Origin of the sequence: Arenivirga flava (assembly GCF_030161575.1) — a bacterium.
GTDB lineage: Bacteria > Actinomycetota > Actinomycetes > Actinomycetales > Microbacteriaceae > Arenivirga > Arenivirga flava.
In genome coordinates this window covers 2,696,122-2,715,330 of sequence record NZ_BSUL01000001.1, presented here as the reverse complement: position 1 = coordinate 2,715,330, position 19,209 = coordinate 2,696,122, and the positions used below count along the sequence as shown (strand labels likewise).

Annotated in this window: 17 protein-coding genes; 1 reads left to right on the top strand and 16 read right to left on the bottom strand. The window is 70.0% G+C overall.

The genetic code is table 11. The features are described from left to right. Positions 1 to 19: 19 nt before the first annotated feature. From rplW to QQK26_RS13085, 14 genes are all read right to left on the bottom strand, one after another. A complete protein-coding gene (rplW, locus tag QQK26_RS13150) occupies positions 20 to 319 on the bottom strand; it encodes a 50S ribosomal protein L23 (protein WP_284233516.1) in 300 nt (99 codons plus the stop codon). Beyond that, positions 316 to 963, bottom strand: a complete 648-nt coding sequence (rplD, locus tag QQK26_RS13145; protein WP_284233512.1) for a 50S ribosomal protein L4 — start codon at positions 961 to 963, stop codon at positions 316 to 318. Before rplD ends, rplW begins: the two co-directional genes overlap by 4 nt. 5 nt (positions 964 to 968) lie before the next feature. Continuing rightward, positions 969 to 1,625 (bottom strand): 50S ribosomal protein L3, encoded by a 657-nt coding sequence (gene rplC, locus QQK26_RS13140; RefSeq protein WP_284233510.1) that lies wholly within the window; start codon positions 1,623 to 1,625, stop codon positions 969 to 971. Positions 1,626 to 1,639: 14 nt separating this feature from the next. Next, on the bottom strand, positions 1,640 to 1,948 hold the full coding sequence (gene rpsJ, locus QQK26_RS13135; protein ID WP_284233509.1) for a 30S ribosomal protein S10: 309 nt from the start codon (positions 1,946 to 1,948) through the stop codon (positions 1,640 to 1,642). Positions 1,949 to 2,288: 340 nt separating this feature from the next. Next, positions 2,289 to 3,290, bottom strand: coding sequence for a class C sortase (locus QQK26_RS13130; protein WP_284233507.1), 1,002 nt, complete (start codon positions 3,288 to 3,290; stop codon positions 2,289 to 2,291). 144 nt (positions 3,291 to 3,434) lie between these two features. Continuing rightward, positions 3,435 to 4,964, bottom strand: a complete 1,530-nt coding sequence (locus QQK26_RS13125) for a SpaH/EbpB family LPXTG-anchored major pilin (RefSeq protein ID WP_284233505.1) — start codon at positions 4,962 to 4,964, stop codon at positions 3,435 to 3,437. A 77-nt stretch (positions 4,965 to 5,041) separates the two neighbouring features. After that, positions 5,042 to 9,037, bottom strand: coding sequence for a DUF7933 domain-containing protein (locus QQK26_RS13120; RefSeq protein WP_284233503.1), 3,996 nt, complete (start codon positions 9,035 to 9,037; stop codon positions 5,042 to 5,044). Positions 9,038 to 9,555: 518 nt separating this feature from the next. After that, on the bottom strand, positions 9,556 to 10,746 hold the full coding sequence (gene tuf, locus QQK26_RS13115) for an elongation factor Tu (RefSeq protein ID WP_284233501.1): 1,191 nt from the start codon (positions 10,744 to 10,746) through the stop codon (positions 9,556 to 9,558). Between the two features lie 101 nt (positions 10,747 to 10,847). Next, positions 10,848 to 12,962 carry an elongation factor G gene (fusA, locus tag QQK26_RS13110; protein WP_284233499.1) on the bottom strand — a complete coding sequence of 705 codons (2,115 nt, stop codon included), beginning with the start codon at positions 12,960 to 12,962 and terminating at the stop codon, positions 10,848 to 10,850. Between the two features lie 78 nt (positions 12,963 to 13,040). After that, positions 13,041 to 13,511, bottom strand: a complete 471-nt coding sequence (gene rpsG / locus QQK26_RS13105) for a 30S ribosomal protein S7 (protein WP_284233497.1) — start codon at positions 13,509 to 13,511, stop codon at positions 13,041 to 13,043. After that, complete coding sequence (rpsL, locus tag QQK26_RS13100) at positions 13,511 to 13,885, bottom strand: 30S ribosomal protein S12 (RefSeq protein ID WP_055811472.1); 375 nt, start codon at positions 13,883 to 13,885, stop codon at positions 13,511 to 13,513. Before rpsL ends, rpsG begins: the two co-directional genes overlap by 1 nt. A 271-nt stretch (positions 13,886 to 14,156) precedes the next feature. Next, positions 14,157 to 14,852, bottom strand: coding sequence for a hypothetical protein (locus QQK26_RS13095; protein WP_284233482.1), 696 nt, complete (start codon positions 14,850 to 14,852; stop codon positions 14,157 to 14,159). Between the two features lie 110 nt (positions 14,853 to 14,962). Beyond that, positions 14,963 to 15,907, bottom strand: coding sequence for a C40 family peptidase (locus tag QQK26_RS13090; protein ID WP_284233480.1), 945 nt, complete (start codon positions 15,905 to 15,907; stop codon positions 14,963 to 14,965). Positions 15,908 to 16,177: 270 nt separating this feature from the next. After that, the gene (locus QQK26_RS13085) at positions 16,178 to 16,873 is read right to left on the bottom strand and encodes an iron-dependent transcriptional repressor DtxR (protein WP_284233478.1); all 696 of its coding nucleotides are present in this window, start codon (positions 16,871 to 16,873) and stop codon (positions 16,178 to 16,180) included. Between the two features lie 112 nt (positions 16,874 to 16,985). On the opposite strand from QQK26_RS13085, the gene serC reads away from it, so the two are divergent. After that, positions 16,986 to 18,104, top strand: a complete 1,119-nt coding sequence (serC, locus tag QQK26_RS13080; RefSeq protein ID WP_284233476.1) for a phosphoserine transaminase — start codon at positions 16,986 to 16,988, stop codon at positions 18,102 to 18,104. 89 nt (positions 18,105 to 18,193) lie between these two features. Here the strand turns inward: serC and QQK26_RS13075 are convergent, their stop codons facing one another. Continuing rightward, complete coding sequence (locus QQK26_RS13075; protein WP_284233474.1) at positions 18,194 to 18,784, bottom strand: DUF3027 domain-containing protein; 591 nt, start codon at positions 18,782 to 18,784, stop codon at positions 18,194 to 18,196. After that, complete coding sequence (locus QQK26_RS13070) at positions 18,777 to 19,154, bottom strand: cold-shock protein (protein WP_284233472.1); 378 nt, start codon at positions 19,152 to 19,154, stop codon at positions 18,777 to 18,779. Before QQK26_RS13070 ends, QQK26_RS13075 begins: the two co-directional genes overlap by 8 nt. Positions 19,155 to 19,209 lie beyond the last annotated feature (55 nt).

The window sequence follows — 19,209 nt, the reverse complement described above, 5'->3', positions numbered from 1 at the left end:
GTCCTTCTCGATCCGCCGGTCAGCTGACCGCGGTGAAGATGTCGATGGAGCCCGACTTCAGGGTCACGATGGCGCGCTTGGTGTCCTTGCGCTTGCCGGTGCCGAAGCGGGTGCGACGGGTCTTGCCCTGTCGGTTGAGCGTGTTGATCGAGGCGACCTTGACGCCGAAGATCTTCTCGATGGCGAGCTTGATCTCCGTCTTGTTCGAGCGGGTGTCCACGATGAACGTGTACTTGCCCTCGTCGATCAGGTTGTAGCTCTTCTCGGAGACGACCGGAGCGATCACGACGTCGCGCGGGTCCTTGTTGTAGCCGGTCATGCGCTGACCTCTTCCTTCTTGGACTTGCTGGCGACGAAGGCCTCGAACGCGGCCTTCGAGAAGACCAGGTCGTCGCTCACGACGACGTCGTAGGCGTTGAGCTGGTCGGCGGAGATGACATGCACCGACGGCAGGTTGCGGACGCTCTTGAGGTTGAGCTCGTCGTCGCGCTGGAGCACGATGAGCACGTTCTTCGAGGTCGCGACCTGGGCGAGCAGCGCGGCGGCGGCCTTCGTGGTCGGGGCGCCGTCGACGACGAAGCCCTCCACCACGTGGATGCGCTCGCCGCGAGCGCGGTCGGAGATGACGCCGAGCAGAGCGGCGGCGATCATCTTCTTGGGGGTGCGCTGCGAGTAGTCGCGCGGCGTCGGGCCGTGCACCACGCCACCGCCGGTGTGCTCGGGAGCACGGACGGAGCCCTGGCGGCTGCGGCCGGTGCCCTTCTGCTTGAAGGGCTTGCGGCCGGCGCCCGAGACCTCTCCACGGTTCTTGGTCTTGTGCGTGCCCTGGCGCGCGGCGGCGAGCTGGGCGGTCACGACCTGGTGGATGAGCGGGACGTTGGTCTGGACGTCGAAGATGTCGGCCGGAAGCTCGACCGTGCCGGTCTTCTTGCCCTTCGCGTCGAGGACGTCGATGGTAGCCATGGTGATCAGGCTCCCTTCACTGCGGTGCGGACGAAGACCAGACGGCCACGAGCACCGGGGACGGCGCCCTTGACGAGCACCAGGCCCTTCTCGGCGTCGATCGCGTGCAGGGTCAGGTTCTGGACGGTGACGCGCTCGCCACCCATGCGGCCGGCCATGCGCATGCCCTTGAAGACACGGCTGGGGGTCGACGAGGCGCCGATCGAGCCCGGCTTGCGGTGGTTGCGGTGCGCACCGTGCGAGGCGGAGACGCCCTTGAAGTTGTGGCGCTTCATGACACCGGCGAAGCCCTTGCCCTTGGAGGTGCCGACGACGTCGACCTTCTGGCCGGCCTCGAAGGTGCCCTCGGCGGTGAGCTCCTGGCCGAGCGCGTACTCCGCGGCGTCGGCGGTGCGGATCTCGACGAGGTGGCGGCGCGGCGTGACGCCGGCCTTCTCGAAGTGGCCGGCGGACGGCTTGTTGACCTTGCGCGGGTCGATCTGGCCGGCGGCGATCTGGATCGCGACGTAGCCGTCGGTCTCCTCGGAGCGCAGCTGGGTCACGACGTTCGGCGCGATCTCGATGACGGTCACGGGAACGAGCTTGTTGTTCTCGTCCCAGACCTGGGTCATGCCGAGCTTGGTGCCCAGCAGGCCCTTCACGGTCTTGGTAGCGGTAGACATCAGTGCGTTGTTCCTCAGAGCTTGATCTCGATGTTGACGTCAGCAGGCAGGTCGAGGCGCATGAGCGAGTCGACGGCCTTGGGCGTCGGGTCGATGATGTCGATCAGACGCTTGTGCGTGCGCTTCTCGAAGTGCTCGCGGCTGTCCTTGTACTTGTGAGGCGAACGGATCACGACGACGACGTTCTTCTCGGTCGGCAGCGGCACCGGACCGATGACCTGCGCGCCCGCACGGGTGACCGTGTCGACGATCTTGCGCGCCGAGGAGTCGATGACCTCGTGGTCGTACGACTTCAGTCGGATGCGGATCTTCTGTCCCGCCATGTCTGACTCTCTCTCTTTCGTACCCGTTCCATCCGGCCGGATGGAGGGGATTGCTGCAGCACTTCTGCTTCGCACACTGTTCTTCTGTCAAAGCCGGCCCGGATCGCTCCGGCCCCGCTCTCGAGCAACCGGTTCCCCGGTCCTCTTCACCGACCCCCGCGCTCGGGCGTGTCGTCCTGACGGGCGAGCACACCGGTGAGCGCATGGCGGTGCCACAGGCCCATCGGTTGTCGATTGAATCTGCGTCCTGCTCCCCGCGGCCCAACCTCTCGCGCTCGAGGCGCTGGATTGTGCACTGTCCATGGGAGTGAGCCACACGCGGAGCGGTGGCGTCTTGAACTCAAGAAGTTTGCCACAGGCTCGCACTCCGTGCAAGCCGGGCGTGTCGCGCTCCGCGGGGCGGTCGGCGCTCAGCGGGGGCGGTTCCCGGGCGGGGCTCCGCGCGGCGGGTCCGGGGGTTCATCCGCTCCTCCCGCGCGTGCTCCAGGCGGTGCTCGGCATCCCGTCGACGGCGCTTGCGCGCTCCTGCGGCGAGCACCGGGCGACCGGACCACCAGACGTAGACGGTGCCGAGCAGGAGCACCGCGCCGAGGATCACGGCCCACCACGGGAAGCCCGGCAGCTCGGACGGCCGACCCGCGGCCTCGACATCCGCCGCCGGCGTCGGCAGGATGCGCTCCCCCGTCACCAGGATGCGGTGGCTGTTCACGCCCAGCGGCGTGCACGTCACCAGGGTGACGAGGTCCTCGCCGAGCACGGGCAGCAGCGTCTCGGTGTCCTCCGGCTCGACCACCCGCGTGTCCGTCACCCGGTAGGTGAGCACCTCGCCGAAGACCTCGACGGTGAAGGTCTCCCCCACCTGCACCCGGTCGAGGTTCGTGAAGAGCTCGGAGGTCGCGAGCCCCCGGTGCCCCGTCAGCACCGCGTGGGTGCCGGCGCCGCCGACGGGCAGCGCCGTGCCCTCGAGATGGCCGACGCCCTCCTCCAGGACGGCCTCGCTGGTGCCGTGGTAGACGGGCAGGTCGACCGCGATGCTCGGCACCTTGACCCGGGCCATCAGCCCGGAGGAGTCGACGTCGAGGAGCGCGGCGTAATCGCCCTCCTGGTCCGGCGCGACGGCCTGCGGCAGCCGTTCGTTCGCGGGCAGCTCTGCCGCGCCGCCCACGAGCGCGGCGTTGTACGCGCGCGCGCCCGCGAGGGCCTGCTGCACCGCGTCCGGTCCCAGGTCCTCGATCTCCCCGTCGATCGCGCCAATCTCGGCGGCCTGCTGCACCTGGCTCAGCCAGCCGGCGATGGAGGGGAAGAGCACGACACCGGCGCCCAGCACGGCGACGACCGCCACGGCGAGCGCCAGCTTCGGCAGACGCCAGCGGGCCCGGCGGCGGCCCCGTCCTGTGTGGGCCGGCGCCGAGCCCGGTGGGAGCGACGGAGGGGCCGTCGCGGGATGACCCCGCTCCGACCCCTCCGCGCTCATGATGCGTGCAGCTTACGCGGCGATCTCGGCAGCGCCGCGGCGACGGCGGGCGGCCACCAGGGCGGCGCCGAGGGCGATCACGAGCAGCGCGCCGCCGCCGGTCGCGAACAGCACGGGGCCGTTGCCACCCGTGAAGGGCAGGGCCCAGGTCGGGAGCTGCTGGTTGTGCGGCAGCTCGGCGTAGTACGTGGTGCCGGTGCCCGCGGTGGTGTCCGGGATGTTCAGCGTGGGCAGCTCGAAGCCGACCGGCGCGTTGGTCTCCTTGATGACGTACGTGCCCGAGTTCAGCACCGGGAAGGTGTACTGGCCGTTGGCGTCGGTGGTCCAGCTCGACTTGCCGTCGATGACGATCTTGTTCGTGCCGGCCTCGGCGTCGGCCTTGGACGGGTAGATCTCGAACGAGGCGTTGGCGAGCGGCGACTTGGTGGTCGTGCCGTTGTCGGTGACGGGCGAGTAGGTGAAGAACTGGAACGAGGCGACCGTGGCGGTGGCCGACGTGGTGTTCGTCACGGCAGGGCTGTTCGCGGCCTTGATGATGCTGCTGGCGTTGTTGGTGACGGTGCCGGCCGGGGTCGTCGTCGGGACGGCGACGGCCTTGGTGAGGACGTTGAGGCTGACGGTGCCGCCCTTGTTGGCCGCGAGGATGGTGCGACCGGCCTGCGTGAAGGTCAGGGTGAGCGTCTTGCCGTCGGTGCTCTTCACGACCGAGTAGTCGGTGCCGGCAGTCAGGGTGACGGCGGCGCCCGAGGCGTTGGTCAGGCTCACGGTGCCGCCCGCGGCCACGCCCGTCGGCGCGTCGGTGGTGAGGAACTTCAGGACGGCGGTGTCGATGGTGTCGACCACGGAGAAGGTCTCGAGGGAGTCGTTCGAGGCGATCTGCGGCACGCGGGCCGCGACGCTCCAGCGCTGCAGGTCGGCGTTCGCCGCCTCAGCGGTGCCGGCCGCCGCCGGGACGCGCACCTTGCTGAGCGACGAGGTCGCGTTCTTCGGGTAGACGTGCACGTCGTACACCCAGGTGTTGGACGGAGCGCCCGCCTTGCCCGTCGCCGTCGGGACGGTGACGAGGAACGGCGCGGTGCGGTCGGTGACCGTGTTGGGCGCAGTGGTCTCGGTCACGAGGTAGGCGCCGATCGGGAGGTTCGAGAACACGGCCTCGCCGTTGCCGTTGGTGACGACGGAGGTGCCGGCGGCGAGCGCGCGGTTGGCCGCCTGCTGCGCCGTGAGGTTCTGGACGGTCGCCCAGCCCTGCGTGGTGTTCAGGTCGATGTCGGCGATCTGCTGCACCTTGAAGGTGACGCCCGCGAGCGGCGCGCCGAGGGCGGACTTCTTGTTCGCATCCGTGATCTGCTGACCGGTGCCCGGCGTGGTGCCGTTGGACGCGGTGCGCTCGTGCTTGTGGACGGTCAGGGTGCGGGTCTGCGAGGCGTCGATGTTGGCGCCGGCGGCGCTCGCCGGGACGGCGGTGCCGAAGATCGCGAGGGCACCGATGGCGACGGCGCCCAGGGTGGCCGCCGCTCGGGCGGCGAAGGTCTTGCGGGACATGGGATTCCCCTTCAGGGTTCGGGTTCTGCTGCGGGATGAGAGGTGGTGGGGCTGGGGCTGCGATGACGGATGTCGGGTCAAGCGGTGCTCCTCCGTCGGCGTCGGGAGCCGTGCACCACGGCGCCAGACAGGGCGAGGAGCAGGATGATGGCGCCTGCGATCATGAAGGCGTCGGTGCTCATCCCTCCCGTCAACGGGAGCACCACTCCGGGGATCGGTGCGTTGACGAAGCGGTAGACGGCGCTCTGACCGGCTGCGGGAGCCGTGATCGAGGCCGAGCTCACGGTCACCCAGGCGCCGTTGACGAGCTGCTCGAGGCGCAGCTCCTGGTAGGCGACCTTGCTGCCCTGGTCGGTCAGCGCCTCCGTGAGCGCGTAGCCGTGCCCGGGGCGGACCTCGACGGTGCTCGCCGCGTTGCCGCCGGTCGCGGCCGAGTACTCGGCGCCGATCCTCGACTGCGCGCCGAGCCCGGTGAAGGCGTTCGGGGTGGCGGTGATCGTCCAGTTCCTGGCCTCGAAGCCCGGCTGGGGGTCGACGACCTGCTTGAGCAGGGTGATCTGCGCGGTGCCGTAGGCGATCCGGCAGGTCACCGAGCTGCCGCGCGTCGCCGTGACGTCGCCGGATGCGCTGACCGCGACGGCCGCGCCGGCGGCGTCGGTGCACGACCAGGGGCTGGTCACCACGTACGCGGCGTCGGAGGCATCGGCCGGACCGGTCGAGGCGAGACGGTAGGGCACACCCGCCGACACGGTCTTGGACGGCGCACCACCGGCGCCCGCGGGCCCGGCCAGCGCCGTGCGCGATCCGGTCGCCGAGGCGGTCCACGTGGTCGTGGCCTTGCTGCCCGAGGACCGCTCGACGACGAGGGCGAGGGTCGCGACGGGGCGGTTCGTGAACGAGCAGTCCACGGAGGAGTTCGCGGCGATGCCGGTCAGGTCGAGGCTGGTCACGGCCCCGTAGGTCGCCGCGCCGCCGTTCACCGTGCACGCGAGCGAGACCACCTCGTAGCCGGCCTGCTGCACCTCCGACACCCGGACGGTGGCGACGCCGCCGTCGCTGTGCAGCACCGTCCACGAGACGGTGCCGTCGGGGCCGGTGGTCTGCTGCGGCGTGTCGCTCGGCAGCGCGGTGGCGACGCCCGCGGTCGCCGTCGCGACCATACCGAGCCGCCAACCGGCTGCAGCAGTGGATGCACCGGTCGCAGGATCCTGCACCAGCTTCCGGACGGTGACGACCGTCGCCGGCTTCGGCGCGTTGAAGAAGGTGCAGTTGAGCGCGGCGCTGTAGCGGTCGGGCATGGCGACGTCGGCGGCGGGGGTCGAGCCGTCGGCCACCCGCTCGCCGTCGACCCAGCACTCGTAGCGGACGGTGTAGACGTCCAGGGCCGTCGGGCTGCCCGCAGCCATCGACTCGGCGATCGACAGGGTCGTGCCGATCGGTGCGGGGTACGGGCCGATCTGCTCCTTCTGGCGCCCCGCGGCCGATCCCGTCGTCGTCGCCGTCGCGACCGTCGTCGAGCCGTTCCGCACCGCGAGCGTGAACTGGTCGGCCGGGGCGGAGCGTCCGATCACGTTCTTCTGCACGGTGACCGTCGACGGCGACGAGCAGCTCGCGAGGTCGACCGAGGGGCTGCCGACGAACCGGGTGCCCTCGACGCGCTTCCAGGTGGTGGGGTCGAACTCGTGCGTGCCCGACGCGTTCGAGAGGTACACGGTCCCGCGCGGCGAGAATGCCAGGCCGTTGACGTTCGGGAACCCGCCGGCCTCGGCGCCGGTCAGGTTCGCGGTCACCGAGGCGCCCACCGTCAGCACCCCGTTCACCGGGGCGGCGAGGTTCTGCTTGGTGACCGTGTAGATGGTGGCCGAGTTCGAGCTGCCGTTCGATGCGGCTCCGAGCACGGAGAGGTTGCCCTTGGCGTCGAAAGCCATGTCGCCGTTGCCCACGGCGGCGTTGCCGGTCGGGAAGGACCCGACGAAGGCGTAGGCGCGAGTCGCCTCGGTGAAGCTGTAGAGGTAGAAGCTGCCGCCGTTGAACTTGCCGAACAGGTACCGACCGGACTCGAGGTCGATGGCGCCGGCGACGATGCCGCCGGGCACCTCCGCACCGCTCCTGTCGACGGTCGTCCACGCGCCGCCTGGCACCGAGAAGGAGCCGTCCGGCAGGACCCTCGCCACGTAGGCGACGTCCGTCGAGTCGGCCGTCCGGGAGAGCCCCCACACCGCCGAGCCGTTCGGCGCCACGGCCAGCGCGTTGATGCCGGAGACATCGTCCGCGCCGGCGCGCAGCTGGCTGGCGGTCCCGGTGACGATGTCGCCCTGCACGAGCGCCCCGTTCTCGGTGACCGAGTAGAAGTGGTTGGGGTCGCAGTTGAACTGCGCCGTGCGCGGCGCGGTCGTGAAGGTGCAGACGATCTGCGCGCCGGGCTCGTCGGGCACGGTGATCGAGCCCGAGGCGGCTGCCGGGTTGGATGCGATGACGACGCCGTCGCGCTCGCAGCTGTAGGAGGTCGTGTAGCCCAGTCCCGCGCCGCCGCCGGCGAGCGTGGTGTGGATCGTGTAGGCCGCGCCGGGCCGGACCTGCAGCGCGGAGATCTGCGCCGACTGGAGCCCGTCGGCGGAGCCCGAGGTGGTCGAGGTCGCCAGCGCCTCGGTGCCCGAGTACACGCTGCTCGTGAACTGGTCGCCGGCAGCGGCCCGCTGGAGCACGTGGCGCACCGAGAGCGAGGCCGGCTGCTGCACGATGAGCGTCGCGTCCTGCGGCGGACGCAGCGTGGAGTTGCCGATGTTCGCGGCGCCGTTCGTGTAGGTGCCGGCGGCGGCGGCCGTCACGTCCACGGTGATGGTGCAGCTCGACGCGTTGCGCGGCAGGTCGCCGCCGGCGATCGTGATCGTGCCGGCTGCCGCATCCGCGTTCCGGCTGAAGGCGACCTTGCCCGCGGAGCTGTTCACGCAGGTGCCGCCGAAGGAGCCCGCGACCGGCTTCATCCCGGCGGGGAGCGTGTCGGTGAATCCCCAGTCGTACTTCGCCGCGCGCTCGCTGGTGTTCGTGACGGTGAAGGTGAGGGTCGTGCGCGCACCGGTGAAGGCCGTCTCGCTCGAGAACGCCTTCGTCAGCGTCGGCGTGCCGTCCGCGATGCGGAGGTTGTCGACGGCGAAGTCGTTGCCGTCGCCGGTCGTCGTCGCGTTGGTGACCGTGAGCTTGAGCGACCGGCGCTCGGCGGCGGAGAGGAGGAGTGCGGTGTCGCCGTACACGCGCCCCGCCTTGACCGAGGCGCCGCCGCCGCCCCAGACCGAGCTCGCGCCCGTCGGCCGCGTCATGCTCCCCATCGGCGACGTGTAGGAACCGGCTCCCGTGGTCGCGCAGAGCGCGATGGCGTCGGCGTTGAAGCGCTGCGCGGTCGTCGTACCGGCGTTCGCCGTGACCCAGAGCTTGGAGGCGTTGGCGCCGCCCCCGTAGTCGCAGGAGGCCTCGGCGACGTCGAGGCTGACCACGTAGTAGCCGGTCGCCGCGGGTCCGCCCACGTTCGCGGTGGTCTCGAGCACCGCGTCGCTGCTGCTGCCCGCGGAGCTCGTCGTCCAGTCCACGAGCGCGCGGTTGGACTGCGTGGCGGACGTGGAACCGTTCGTTCCCGCGGCGACCTGGCCGAGCACGTCGGCCAGTCGGCGAGCGTTGTTCTGCGCCTGCACGGCGTTCTCGGTGGAGCAGTACCGGGTGCCGTTGCTGGTGAAGCTCGCGGTCGCGTAGTTCAGGATCACGCCGTTGCAGTCGGCGATGGCGGCCCAGTTGCCCGTCGCACGATAGGCGTTCCCGCCGGCGCCGACGTAGTTCGTGAGACGCGCGGGGAGCGTGCCGCCCCCGCGCTCGAAGTCCTCGACGAACACCGGGGTCGGTTCCGCCGGTGCCGCTGCGACCGGCTGCTCGACCGCTCGGGCCGCGGGGGCGCTGCCATCCGTCTGCACGAAGGCGGGCACACCGAGCGCGACGACGCTGGCCACGAGCGCGGCCGACACGGCGGCGGCGATGAGCCGCCGGGTGCGTCGTGCCGCGGTGCGTGCGCGTCGGGTGGCCTGCATGGTCGTGGATCTCCTGCTCGGGGCGATCCAGCCGTTCCTCAAGATCTGATCCGAGGTCCTTCTGCATCGCCGTGGTTCTCGGCGGAGGAGAAGGTACGTACCCGGTCGGGGACGCCGCAAACGCATGGGAGCCCCCGTTCGGGAGCGTCGGAGGCATGAGCGCGCTGGAGGCGGGATTGGACGACGCCTGTCCAGCAGGTTGGCGACGCCCGGACCCACTACGTCGTTTTACCAGCGAGCGGGCCGCGCGCCACGTACCGCGGATGGGGGCCGTCCATCCGCCATTGCGGCACTCCTGCGCCTCAAGGACACGCGCAAGCGCGGTCGAGTTCCTCAAGAAATGCGCAAGGACCCCTCGCGCGGCAGATCGCGGGAGCTCACGCGGAAACGACGAAGCGGGCCGGAACGGAGCGCTGCTCCATCCCGGCCCGCTGGGCCGCACCGCGAGGACGCGGAGAGACGACGAAGGGGCCGGGCCCGAAGGCCCGACCCCTGTCGCCGGAAGTCCTCGAGGGGACTTACTTGATGATCTTCGTCACCGTGCCGGCGCCGACCGTACGACCACCCTCACGGATGGCGAAGCGGAGGCCCTCCTCCATGGCGATCGGCTGGATGAGCTCGACCGACATCTCGGTGGTGTCGCCGGGCATGACCATCTCGGTGCCCTCGGGCAGCGTGATGACGCCGGTGACGTCCGTGGTGCGGAAGTAGAACTGCGGGCGGTAGTTCGTGAAGAACGGGTTGTGACGGCCGCCCTCGTCCTTCGAGAGGATGTACGCGTTGCCCTCGAAGTTCGTGTGCGGGGTGATCGAACCCGGCTTGACGACGACCTGGCCGCGCTCGACGTCCTCGCGCTTGGTGCCGCGGAGCAGGAGACCGCAGTTCTCGCCGGCCCAGGCCTCGTCGAGCTGCTTGTGGAACATCTCGATGCCCGTGACGGTGGTCTTCTGCGCCGGGCGGATGCCGACGATCTCGACCTCGGAGTTGATCGCCAGGGTGCCGCGCTCGGCGCGACCCGTGACGACGGTGCCACGACCGGTGATCGTGAACACGTCCTCGATCGGCATGAGGAACGGCTTGTCGCGGTCGCGCACGGGGTCCGGAACCGAGTTGTCCACGGCCTCCATGAGGTCGAGCACGGACTGGACCCACTTCTCGTCGCCCTCGAGCGCCTTCAGGCCCGAGACGCGGACGATGGGGGCGTCCTCGTCGAACTCCTGGCCGGCGAGCAGGTCGCGGACCTCGAGCTCGACGAGCTCCAGGATCTCCTCGTCGTCCACCATGTCGGCCTTGTTCAGGGCGACGAGCAGGTAGGGGACGCCGACCTGGCGCGCGAGCAGCACGTGCTCGCGGGTCTGGGCCATCGGGCCGTCGGTCGCCGCGACCACGAGGATCGCGCCGTCCATCTGCGCCGCACCGGTGATCATGTTCTTGATGTAGTCGGCGTGACCCGGGGCGTCGACGTGCGCGTAGTGGCGCTTCGGGGTCTCGTACTCGACGTGCGAGATGTTGATCGTGATACCACGCTGGCGCTCTTCCGGCGCCGAGTCGATCGAGGCGAAGTCGCGCTGCACGTTGGTCGCGGACGGGTACTTGTCAGCAAGCACCTTCGAGATCGCGGCCGTGAGCGTGGTCTTGCCGTGGTCGACGTGACCGATCGTTCCGATGTTGACGTGGTCCTTGGTCCGCTCGAACTTGGCCTTCGCCACTGTGGGTCCTCCTCAGGACTCGGTCGCGGCGGGCCCGGGGATCTTCCCGGGCCGCCACTGGGTTGGGTACTGCGTTATGTTACAGGCGCGTGAGCCGGAGCTCACTCGCCCTTGTTCTTCTGGACGATCTCGTCGGCGACAGCCTTCGGGACCTCCGCGTACGTCTCGAACGTCATCGAGTACACGGCGCGGCCCGAGGTCTTCGACCGCAGGTCGCCCACGTAGCCGAACATCTCCGAGAGCGGCACGTTGGCGCGAACGACCTTGACGCCGCTCGCGTCCTCCATGGACTGGATCTGACCGCGACGCGAGTTCAGGTCGCCGATCACATCGCCCATGTACTCCTCGGGAGTACGGACCTCGACCGCCATGAGCGGCTCGAGGAGCACGGGGTTCGCGCGGCGCGCGGCCTCCTTGTAGGCCATCGAGCCGGCGATCTTGAACGCCATCTCCGAGGAGTCGACGTCGTGCGCGGCGCCATCCACCAGGGTGGCCTTGACGCCCACCGTCGGGAAGCCGGCGAGCACGCCGACCTGCATGGCGTCCTGGATTCCGGCGTCGACGGACGGGATGTACTCGCGCGGCACGCGGCCACCCGTCACGGCGTTCACGAACTCGTAGATCGTGTCGCCGGTGACCTCCATGGGCTCCAGCGAGATCTGCACCTTCGCGAACTGGCCGGAACCACCGGTCTGCTTCTTGTGCGTGTAGTCGTACTTCTCGACCGTCTTGCGCAGGGTCTCGCGGTACGCGACCTGGGGCTTGCCCACGTTGGCCTCGACGTTGAACTCGCGCTTCATGCGGTCGACCAGGATGTCGAGGTGGAGCTCGCCCATGCCCTTGATGACCGTCTGACCGGTCTCCTGGTTCTGCTCGGTGCGGAAGGTCGGGTCCTCCTCCGCGAGCTTCTGGATCGCGGTGCCCAGCTTCTCCTGGTCGGCCTTGGTCTTCGGCTCGATGGCGACCTCGATGACCGGCTCCGGGAACGTCATCGACTCGAGGACGACCTGCTCGTTCGGGTCGGACAGGGTGTCACCGGTGGTGGTGTCCTTCAGACCGATGACCGCGTAGATGTGACCGGCGGTCACCGACTCGACCGGGTTCTCCTTGTTGGCGTGCATCTGGAAGATCTTGCCGATGCGCTCCTTCTTGCCCTTGGTCGAGTTGATGACCTGGGCGCCGGAGTCGATCTTGCCGGAGTAGACGCGCACGTAGGTGAGGCGGCCGAAGAACGGGTGCACCGCGACCTTGAACGCGAGCGCGGCGAACGGCTCGGCCGAGTCCGCGTGGCGCATGATGACCTTCTCCTCGTCGCGCGCGTCGTGGGCCTCGATGGCCGGCACGTCGAGCGGGGTGGGGAGGTAGTCGATGACGGCGTCGAGCATCGGCTGCACGCCGCGGTTCTTGAACGCCGAACCGCAGAGCACCGGGTAGAGCTCCGAGTTGATCGTCATCTTGCGGATGGCGCCCTTGATCTCGGCGACCGTGAGCTCCTCACCGCCGAAGAACTTCTCGAGCAGCGCGTCGTCGCTCTCCGCGACGGTCTCGAGGAGGGCCTGGCGGTACTCCTCGGCCTTCTCCTTGAGGTCCTCGGGGATCTCCTCGATGGCGTACTCGGCGCCCATCTTCACGTCACCCTTGGCGTCACCGCGCCAGGTGAGCGCGCGCATCTCGACGAGGTCGACAACGCCCTCGAACGAGGACTCCTGACCGATCGGGAGCTGGATCACGAGCGGCTTGGCCCCGAGGCGGTTGATGATGGTGTCGACGGTGAAGTAGAAGTCAGCGCCGAGCTTGTCCATCTTGTTGACGAAGCAGATGCGGGGCACGTCGTACTTGTCGGCCTGGCGCCAGACGGTCTCGGACTGGGGCTCGACGCCCTCCTTGCCGTCGAACACGGCGACCGCGCCGTCGAGCACGCGGAGCGAGCGCTCCACCTCGACGGTGAAGTCCACGTGGCCGGGGGTGTCGATGATGTTGATCTGGTTCTTGTTCCAGAAGCAGGTCGTCGCCGCCGACGTGATGGTGATGCCGCGCTCCTGCTCCTGCGCCATCCAGTCCATCGTCGAGGCGCCGTCGTGCGTCTCGCCGATCTTGTGGTTGACACCGGTGTAGAACAGGATGCGCTCGGTAGTGGTGGTCTTGCCGGCATCGATGTGCGCCATGATGCCGATGTTGCGGACCTTGTTCAGGTCGGTGAGCACGTCCTGTGCCACGGTGTCCTCCGGAGTGGTGGGGCTAGGGGTGGAACGAGAATCGGCGGGATGCCGGGAGCCGGCATCCCGCCGGGGCGACTACCAGCGGTAGTGCGCGAAGGCGCGGTTCGACTCGGCCATCTTGTGGGTGTCCTCGCGGCGCTTGACCGCGGCACCGAGGCCGTTCGAGGCGTCGAGGATCTCGTTGGTGAGACGCTCGGTCATGGTCTTCTCGCGACGCGACTTGGCGTAGCTGGTGAGCCAGCGCAGCGCCAGCGTGTTGGCGCGGTGGGGCTTGACCTCGACGGGGACCTGGTAGGTCGAGCCGCCGACGCGGCGCGAACGCACCTCGAGGGTCGGGCGCACGTTGTCGAGCGCCTTCTTCAGCACGACGACCGCGTCCTGGCCGCTCTTGTTGGCGACGTTCTCGAGGGCACCGTAGACGACGCGCTCGGCGAGGCCCTTCTTGCCGTCGAGGAGGATCTTGTTGACGAGCTGGCTCACGATCGGAGCGCCGTACACGGGGTCGGCGACGACGGGCCGCTTCGGGGCGGGTCCCTTGCGGGGCATTACTTCTTCTCCATCTTCGCGCCGTAGCGGCTGCGAGCCTGCTTGCGGTTCTTCACGGCCTGGGTGTCCAGAGCGCCGCGGACGATCTTGTAGCGCACACCGGGGAGGTCCTTCACACGACCGCCGCGCACGAGCACCATCGAGTGCTCCTGCAGGTTGTGGCCCTCGCCGGGGATGTAGGCGGTCACCTCGGTGCCGTTGCTCAGCTTGACGCGCGCGACCTTGCGAAGCGCCGAGTTCGGCTTCTTCGGGGTGGTCGTGTACACGCGGGTGCACACGCCGCGCTGCTGCGGGTTGGACTTCAGGGCAGGCGCCTTGGTCTTCGTGACCTTGGGGCTGCGGCCCTTGCGGACCAACTGCTGAATGGTGGGCACTGAATTACTCCTCGGATTCGTACTGCTCGGTGTCGGGCGGACTTCGCGCCCGCTGCGTTCCTCTGACCAGCCCACCCCCGCACTCGGGCGTGTCCGGCCATCTCGGCCACCGGCGGTACACACGTGCTTTGCACTGCTGGCTGGCGTGCGGCCTCATCCGCCGGACGGATGCTTCCGCCCGGTGCACGAGGCCTGTTGAGTCTGGAGGCCCTGCCGCCCGGTTCGCTTGCACGAACTCCGGGCGCGCCGCAGAGCACACACCTGAAGAAGATTAGCTGTCGTACCGAGGTCCGTCAAATGAGCCCCGCCGACCGGAGGAACCGTCAACACTCTCATGCGGCGCGGCGACCGCAGGCTGCGACGCGCCGGACACGGCACGCCGCTCGAAGTCGTCTAAGGCGGCACGGTGACGTCGCACGAGCCTCGCGCCCGAGCGGCTGATGCCGAGCCCGAGCCAGAGCACCAGTTCCCGCGCGAGCAGCCCGCCGAGCACGAGCGCCGGGTTCACCGCCAACCGCAGCGCGGCGTCCACCGCCCCTCGCAGCGACATCTGCAACCCGCCCTGCAGGAGCAGCAGCACGGCGATCGATCCCGCGTACACCACTGCGGCCACGATGAGGCCGCCGAAGATGTACGCCCACCAGCCGGCCCGGTTCGCGATGGCGGTCAGGATGAGGAACGCGACCAGGAAGATCAGTGTCGGCACCGCGAGCAGCGGGTTCGCGAGGTAGGCGTCGATCCACTGCCGGGTGCCGTCGCCCGGCCGGGCGAGCCCGATGAGCAGGGAGCCGCCGGAGGCGAGCAGCAGGGCGAACAGGATCGAGCCGACGAGCGCGACACCGGCCCCGAGGGCGCGGTTGCCGCCGAGCACCGGCACCCGCGCGGGAGCCTCGTCCACCGGGCCATCGCCGGGCAGGTCCACCGCGGGCGGGCGCCCCTCCGCCGCATCGCGGCTCGGCTCCGTCACGCTCGTCCCGCGTTCATGCTGGTCCTCCGAGGTCGAGATGCGGTCCTCCGCACGCGCGAGGGCCCGCGGCACACTGTAGTGCCGCGGGCCCTCGTCGAGACGCCGACCGGTCAGATGCCGATGCGCACGTAGTACACGGACTCGAAGGAGTAGAGCGGGCGGACCATGACGCTCTTCGACGGGTTCGGCGCGTGCAGCACGTTGCCGTTGCCCATGTAGATGCCGTCGTGTCCGTGGTCGCTCCAGATGACGAGGTCGCCCGGCTGGGCGTCGGCAGCCGAGATCACGGTGCCCCTGGCGGCCTGGGCCGGCACGGAGTGCGGCAGATCCACGCCGAACTGGGCGTACACGTACTTGACGAACCCGGAGCAGTCGAAGCCGGCCGGCGTCGCGCCGCCGTAGACGTAGGGCACGCCCACGTACTGCAGACCGACGTTGACGACCTCGCTGAGGCTGAAGTTCGGGTAGGCGGGGTTCTCGAGGTACTGCGCGGCCGTCGGGCCGCTGTACGCCTCGTAGTTCTGGGCGATCTCGGCGCGACGCAGCTCGGCTCCGCTCGTCGCGGTGTAGTCGTCGCGCTCGACCGTCTGCGCGGGAGCGCCGGAGGCGACGGTCACACCCTGCGCCTGCTCGAGCTTGAGCTTGGCGAGCTCGTCGGCCGCAGCAGCCGCCGCCGAGGGGCCGGAGCCGAAGCTGCCGGCGGTGTGCGGGAGCGCGACGGTCAGGAACAGCGCGGGAACCATCAGGAGCATCACGGCGATGCCGCGAACGTTGCGCTGGCTCCTCGTGGCGCGCGGCTTCGCCTTCGCCTGAGCGGGTCGGCCTGCGGGGCGCTCGGCGGCACGCGGCTGGCGACGCTGGCGCGCCTTGGCGGCTGCGGCCTCGGCCTCGCGGGCCGCACGGCGGCTGGTCGGGGCGACCTCCGCCGCGGGGGCGATGCGGAAGCTCTCGAGCTCCGCTGCGCGGCCTGGGGTGGTGCCGGTCGGCTGCTCGGTCGAGCTGCCGGGGGTGGGGAGATCCGTCGGGTCGAGATCTCTGCCGTGATCGGTCGTCACACTCATGTCCTCCAGCGTTCCAACGCCACCGCGGCAGCGCCCATCCATCGTCACTCGTTCATCACGGGTACTACGACGAGGGACGGGTCTTGGGAACGCCTCGACGAAGCTCTTCCAGCACGGGGTCTATGCCGGGAGTATTCGCCCATCGTACGCCAGCGTTACCAATCTGTCACCTTCAATCTGGGACCGGAGGCGTATTGACAACGAGTCTGGACGCCGGCATCATGCGCGCCGACAGCTCCTCGCGCATCCGATCCGAGCGGATGGTCAGCCCGCGACGTAGATGTGCACGGCCACCTCGACGGGCAGCTCCAGGCCGTCGCCGAAGCCCGCGACCTCGACCAGCACGTAGTCGCCCGAGGACGAGATGGAGGCCGTGGCACCCGGGACGACACCCGACTGCTTCAGCTGGGCCAGCAGCTCGGGCTCGAACTGCACCGGCTCGGCGAGGCGCTTGATAACCGCCTCGACGGTCGCCTCCGAACTGCGCTGCACGAGCTGGTGCAGGTTGACGTAGCCGGTGGTGACGGCCTCGGTCGGCCAGGTGTTCAGCTCGTCCGCGCCGGGGATCGGGTTGCCGTACGGCGATTCCGTCGGGTTGCCGAGCAGCTCGACGATGTGGCGCTCGACCTGCTCGCTCATGACGTGCTCCCACCGGCACGCCTCGTCGTGGACGTAGGCCCAGTCGAGTCCGATCACATCGGCGAGGAGCCGCTCGGCGAGGCGGTGCTTGCGCATCACGCCGACGGCCTTGCGACGGCCGTCTGCGGTGAGCTCGAGGTGCCGGTCCCCCTCGACCACCACCAGACCGTCCCGCTCCATGCGCGCGACCGTCTGCGAGACCGTGGGCCCGGAGTGCCCGAGGCGCTCCGAGATGCGCGCCCGGAGCGGGATGATGCTCTCCTCCTCCAGGTCGAGGATCGTCCTGAGGTACATCTCGGTGGTGTCGATGAGGTCGGTCATCAGGAGGTCCCCTTCGTCGAGCGCGCGAACAAGCCTCAAGCCTATCCCGCGGCACCGACGCGGGACGCCTGCGCCGCGCCTGCCGGAGCGCCCCGGCCCATAGAATCCCGACATGGCCCAGATCACCATCCCCGCCGACCTCCTGCCCGCCGACGGACGGTTCGGCTGCGGCCCCTCGAAGGTGCGCGCCGAGCAGCTCGCGCACCTCGCGGGCGCCGGCGCCGCCGTGCTCGGCACCTCCCACCGGCAGGCCCCGGTCAAGGACCTCGTCGGGCGGGTGCGCTCCGGCCTGGGCGAGCTGTTCCGGCTCCCCGAGGGCTACGAGGTCGTGCTCGGCAACGGCGGCTCGACGGCCTTCTGGGATGCCGCCGCCTTCGGACTCATCGAGCGGCGCAGCGAGCAGCTCGCCTTCGGCGAGTTCGGCGCCAAGTTCGGCAAGGCCGCCGCGGCGCCGTGGCTCGACGCGCCGCACGTCGTCTCCGCCCCGGCGGGATCGCGCGCCGAGGTCGAGGTGCTCGACGGCGTCGACGTGTACGCGTGGCCGCACAACGAGACGTCGACCGGCGTCATGGCGCCGGTCCGCCGCGTCGGCGGCGACGCCGGCGCGCTCACCGTCGTCGACGGCACCAGCGCCGCGGGCGGCATCGACTTCGACGCCGCCGAGGCCGACGTCTACTACTTCGCACCGCAGAAGAACTTCGCCGCCGACGGCGGCCTGTGGTTCGCCCTGGTCTCCCCCGCCGCCATCGAGCGGATCGAGCGGATCGCCGCGGGCGACCGCTACATCCCCGAGTTCCTGAGCCTCAAGCAGGCCCTCGACAACTCACGGCTGCAGCAGACGCTGAACACGCCCGCGCTCGGCACGCTGCTGCTGATGGAGAACCAGATCGACTGGATCAACGGCAACGGCGGTCTCGCCTGGGCTTCGGCGCGCACCGCCGAGTCGTCCGGCGAGCTCTACCGCTGGGCGACCGCGAGCAGCTACGCGACGCCCTTCGTGGCCGACCCGGAGCACCGATCGCAGGTGGTCGCCACCATCGACTTCGACGAGGCCGTCGACGCGGCGGCGATCGCGAAGGCGCTGCGGGCGAACGGCATCGTCGACACGGAGCCGTACCGCAAGCTGGGGCGCAACCAGCTGCGGGTCGCGACCTTCACGGCGATCGAGCCGGACGACGTCCGCGCGCTGATCGCGTCGATCGAGTACGTCGTCGAGCGCCTCTCGGCATGATCGCCGGGCGCAAGCGCGGGCGGCGGCCCTCGCCGCCGCCCGAGGCCGCGGACGACCGGACCCCGGTCGTCGTCGGCCTCATCGGCTGGTCAGCCGCGCTGATCCTGCTGGTCGTCCTGGGAGCCGTCGGCGTCGCCATCGGCGTCGAGGTGCTCGTCACCGTCGGTATCGGAGTCCTCATCGGAGCCGCCCTGCTCGCCGTCGTCCTGCGAGCCCGGCGCTAGCTCGTCCACGTCTACGCCGTCGTAGACGTCGTCCCCAGCGTCGCCGAGGTCGTCATCCTCATCCGAGTCGTCGTCCTCGTCCGAGTCGTCGTCCGAGTCGTCCTCATCCGAAGCGTCGTCGAAGTCGTCGTCGGCGTCGTCGCCATCCGCCTCCTGCGACGCCTGGTACTCGGCGAGGCGGTCGGCCCAGGGCACCCAGTCGGGAGCGAGGAGCGCCCCCTGGCCGGGCTGCAGCTCGGCCTCCAGCACGGTCGGCTCATCCCCGTCCACCGCGGCGAGGCTGACGGTCCAGTGCCATCCCGGGTAGCCGTCGAGCGTGCAGTGGAACAGCACGGAGACGACGCCGTCCACCTCGTCCACGCGTGCGAAGGCGTCGCCGACCGTCTTGGCATCGGTGATCTCGAGCAGACCGGCTCGAGCGATCTCCACCTCCTGCGGCGACGGGCGCTCAGACATCGAGCTCGTCCGCGACCTTGCGCAGCAGCGCGGCGATCTTGCGCCCCTGCGCGCCCTCCGGGTACCGACCGCGCTTGAGGCCGGTGCCGAGGTTGTCCAGCAGCTTGACGAGGTCCTCGACGATGACCGCCATGTCGTCCGCGGGCTTCCGGTTCGCCCGCGTCACGCTCGCGGCCTCGATGACGCGCACCGAGAGCGCCTGCGGGCCGCGCTTGCCGTCCGCCAGACCGTACTCGAGCCGGGCGCCGGCCTTGATCGTCGTCCCCGCGGGGAGCGCGGTCGCGTGCAGGAACACCTCCTGGCCGTCGTCTCCGCTGATGAAGCCGAAACCCTTGTCCTCGTCGTAGAACTTGACTTTGCCCGTGGGCATCCTGACGTCCTTCCGCGGCGCCTGCGGCGCACCGGGGGCAAGTACCTGCCCCTAT

Coding starts and splice junctions, on each gene's coding strand:
- rplW (WP_284233516.1), bottom strand. CDS start 319: ATGACCGGCTACAACAAGGACCCGCGCGACGTCGTGATCGCTCCGGTC.
- rplD (WP_284233512.1), bottom strand. CDS start 963: ATGGCTACCATCGACGTCCTCGACGCGAAGGGCAAGAAGACCGGCACG.
- rplC (WP_284233510.1), bottom strand. CDS start 1,625: ATGTCTACCGCTACCAAGACCGTGAAGGGCCTGCTGGGCACCAAGCTC.
- rpsJ (WP_284233509.1), bottom strand. CDS start 1,948: ATGGCGGGACAGAAGATCCGCATCCGACTGAAGTCGTACGACCACGAG.
- QQK26_RS13125 (WP_284233505.1), bottom strand. CDS start 4,964: ATGTCCCGCAAGACCTTCGCCGCCCGAGCGGCGGCCACCCTGGGCGCC.
- QQK26_RS13120 (WP_284233503.1), bottom strand. CDS start 9,037: ATGCAGGCCACCCGACGCGCACGCACCGCGGCACGACGCACCCGGCGG.
- rpsG (WP_284233497.1), bottom strand. CDS start 13,511: ATGCCCCGCAAGGGACCCGCCCCGAAGCGGCCCGTCGTCGCCGACCCC.
- QQK26_RS13085 (WP_284233478.1), bottom strand. CDS start 16,873: ATGACCGACCTCATCGACACCACCGAGATGTACCTCAGGACGATCCTC.
- serC (WP_284233476.1), top strand. CDS start 16,986: ATGGCCCAGATCACCATCCCCGCCGACCTCCTGCCCGCCGACGGACGG.
- QQK26_RS13075 (WP_284233474.1), bottom strand. CDS start 18,784: ATGTCTGAGCGCCCGTCGCCGCAGGAGGTGGAGATCGCTCGAGCCGGT.
- QQK26_RS13070 (WP_284233472.1), bottom strand. CDS start 19,154: ATGCCCACGGGCAAAGTCAAGTTCTACGACGAGGACAAGGGTTTCGGC.